Genomic DNA, 3,061 nt, shown 5'->3' with positions numbered 1-3,061 from the left:
TGAGCTAGTACCGCATTTTTATTTCTTCAGTTATTTTACGTTGGTGCGCGACAGGTCGCGTTCAACATTCTAGCAACTGAGCTAGTACCGCATTAATTGATGGTAAATCAATCACTCAAACACACTAACCCCGCGTGGGTTATCGTCTTGAGCGGGGCAGGATTCTACAATAATACGGAGTGTTTGCAAGTGTTTTTTACAAATTAAAGAAATTTTCTCTATAGACTTTTAATTCCATAATCGAATCTTTAATGTCATCCAAAGCAAGGTGTGAGCCTTTTTTGTTCACTTTTGCAAGCACTTCTGGTTTCCAACGACGTGCTAATTCTTTAATAGTGCTCACATCAAGATTTCGATAATGAAAAAAGTCTTCGAGTTCGCGCATGTACTTATTCATAAAACGGCGGTCTTGCCCTATAGAGTTACCGCACATCGGCGAAGCACCCGCTGGCACCCACTGCTTTAAAAACGCTAAAGTTTGCTCTACAGCATAGGCTTCATCAAAGGTGCTTGCTTTACAACGCGCTGTTAAACCCGATTTACCATGTTGAGTAGTACACCACTCGTCCATGCCATCAAGGAGTTCATTACTTTGATGAATAGCGATAGTTGGCCCTTCGGCTAATATATTCAAGTCTGCATCAGTGACAACCGTCGCAATTTCGAGTATTTTATCGGTCTCTGGTTCGAGTCCAGTCATTTCAAGATCGAGCCAAATTAAATTTGATTTATTAATAGTCATAATACCTAAGCGGTGCTTTCCTTTAGATCCAACGCATTTCGATATATCATATTAGCATCAACCGTCGAGCTAAAGCTTTTTTTAGGAAAAGCGACATTTAACTAAGGTTATAGGCCTCCAGTGGCAAAACAGAAAAAATTAAGTAAAGGCCAATCGCGTCAGATCAAGGCCAATCACCAAAAACGCATTAATAGTGCAGACTCAAGGCCAGCTAAAAAAGGCGCGCAAGAATGGCAAACCGACAATTTAGGTCAGGTCGAGAGCGCAATTGTGATCAGTCGTTTTGGCCAGCACGCCGATGTCGAAACCGAGAACGGCGATGTACTGCGCTGTAATATACGTCGTACCGTGTCTAATTTAGTGTGTGGTGATGAAGTATTGTTTCGCCGTGCCAAAGTAAGTGAAGGCGATTTAGCCGGTGTAATTGAAGCCACGCAAGAGCGTCGTTCGCAACTTACCCGCCCTGACTTTTACGACGGTGTTAAAGTTATTGCAGCCAACATTGACCAAATACTCATGGTATCGGCGGTATTACCCGAGTTTACCCCTAGTATTATCGACCGTTATTTAATAGCCTGTGAAGATATGGGCATTGAGCCAATTTTAGTGCTCAATAAAACCGATTTAATTGACGATGCTGGCCTTAGCGAAATACAAAAAGTTCTCGATATCTATCGTAAACTTGATTACCAAGTACTCCTTGTTAGTAATATATCGGGTGACGGTATTGATGAATTAAAAGAAGTGCTTGTTGATAAAAATAATATTTTTGTTGGTCAAAGTGGCGTAGGTAAATCAACCCTCGTTAACACTGTATTGCCTAATGCTGAAATATTAACTAAAGAAGTATCTGAAAACAGCGGCTTAGGCCAGCACACTACAACCGTTTCGCGCCTTCACCATTTACCTAGCGGCGGTAATTTAATCGACTCGCCAGGAATTCGTGAGTTTGGTTTATGGCACTTAGATGTTGAGCGTGTAACGTGGTGTTTTAAAGAGTTTAGAGAATTTATTGGCGGATGCCGCTTTAGAGACTGTAAACATTTAAACGATCCGGGCTGTATAGTTAAAGAAGCTGTAGCCGATGGCAGAATTTCTCAATTGCGCTTTGACAGCTACCACCGAATTTTAGAAACAATGGCCGATGGCCGTGCCGGCGCTCGTGCGCCTCGCGTATAATTTAGGAAAAATACTGTGAGTTTAGACAAATTTAAAATCGCAATGCAGTACGCAATGCCAAAACATTTTATTTCACGCGTTGTAGGCAAATTAGCTGCGGCTAAAGCGGGCGCATTAACAACCACATTAATTAAACTATTTATTAAGCAATACAAAATAGATATGAGTGAAGCACAATATTCAGATCCAGCTCATTATAAAAGCTTTAATGAATTTTTTACCCGCCCTTTAAAAAACGGCGTACGACCAATGGTAGAAGATAGCAATATCATCATTCATCCAGTGGATGGCGCAATCAGTCAGCTAGGCGATATTGTTGACGGACAGCTAATACAAGCTAAAGGTCACGATTACAGCTTGCAAGCGTTACTAGGCGGCTCACAAGATGATACAACAGCATTTTTAGGCGGTAAATTTGCCACTATTTATTTAGCCCCTAAAGATTACCACCGTATTCATATGCCAATTGATGGCACGCTAAGCAAAATGATTTACGTGCCAGGCGATTTATTTTCAGTAAATCCACTTACAGCGCAAAACGTGCCTAACTTATTTGCACGTAACGAACGCGTAGTAGCAATTTTTGAAACTGAGATTGGTCCGCTTGCTATGGTGCTAGTTGGCGCAACAATTGTAGCCAGCATAGAAACTATTTGGGCAGGTACTGTTACACCACCAGCAGGCAGTGATGTATTTAGTTGGAATTATCCAACTAAAGGCGAAAACGCTATCACGCTTAAAAAAGGTGAAGAAATGGGTCGCTTTAAATTAGGCTCTACTGTGGTACTTGCATGGGGTGCTGATAAAGCTGAAATACTAGATGACCAACTACCAGAAGTGGTTACTCGCTTAGGCACTGCATTTGCAAAAATTAACGATTAAAATCAATCGTTAATTCGAAATCAAAAAACCGCGTTTATTTAAACGCGGTTTTTTCATTTTTGAAGGCGTAGAGCTTGCTCACGTGAAAAGCGCAGCTTTTGGTTTATAAGTAATTGCAGGCTGCACCGTTTATATCTTTATAGACTTCGCCCATCACGCCAGCAAGCTGTGCGTCTACAAGTAAATTTAACTACGGCGTCAAATTTTACCGGTAGGCGTTGAGCTTGCTCACGCGAGAAGCCAAGCTTCTAATTACTT

General features: G+C 41.4%; 3 protein-coding genes. 2 read left to right on the top strand and 1 reads right to left on the bottom strand.

Features of this window, described 5'->3' with window-relative positions; all coding sequences use genetic code 11:
• Window positions 1-196: 196 nt before the first annotated feature.
• Window positions 197-742 carry an oligoribonuclease gene (gene orn / locus CWB66_RS19915; protein ID WP_138586724.1) on the bottom strand — a complete coding sequence of 182 codons (546 nt, stop codon included), beginning with the start codon at window positions 740-742 and terminating at the stop codon, window positions 197-199.
• Between the two features lie 120 nt (window positions 743-862).
• Here orn and rsgA point away from each other — a divergent pair, with 120 nt between their 5' ends.
• Both rsgA and asd read left to right on the top strand, forming a co-directional pair.
• Entirely contained in the window at window positions 863-1,921 is a 1,059-nt protein-coding gene (gene rsgA / locus CWB66_RS19910; protein ID WP_138586723.1) for a small ribosomal subunit biogenesis GTPase RsgA, read from the top strand.
• A gap of 15 nt (window positions 1,922-1,936) precedes the next feature.
• Window positions 1,937-2,803 carry an archaetidylserine decarboxylase gene (gene asd, locus CWB66_RS19905; RefSeq protein ID WP_171037546.1) on the top strand — a complete coding sequence of 289 codons (867 nt, stop codon included), beginning with the start codon at window positions 1,937-1,939 and terminating at the stop codon, window positions 2,801-2,803.
• Window positions 2,804-3,061: the final 258 nt, after the last annotated feature.

This window comes from Pseudoalteromonas sp. S558 (assembly GCF_005886635.1).
Classification (GTDB): Bacteria; Pseudomonadota; Gammaproteobacteria; order Enterobacterales; family Alteromonadaceae; genus Pseudoalteromonas; species Pseudoalteromonas aliena.
The sequence above is the reverse complement of the archived record's forward strand: the minus strand, read 5'-3'. Positions and strand labels throughout refer to the sequence as shown.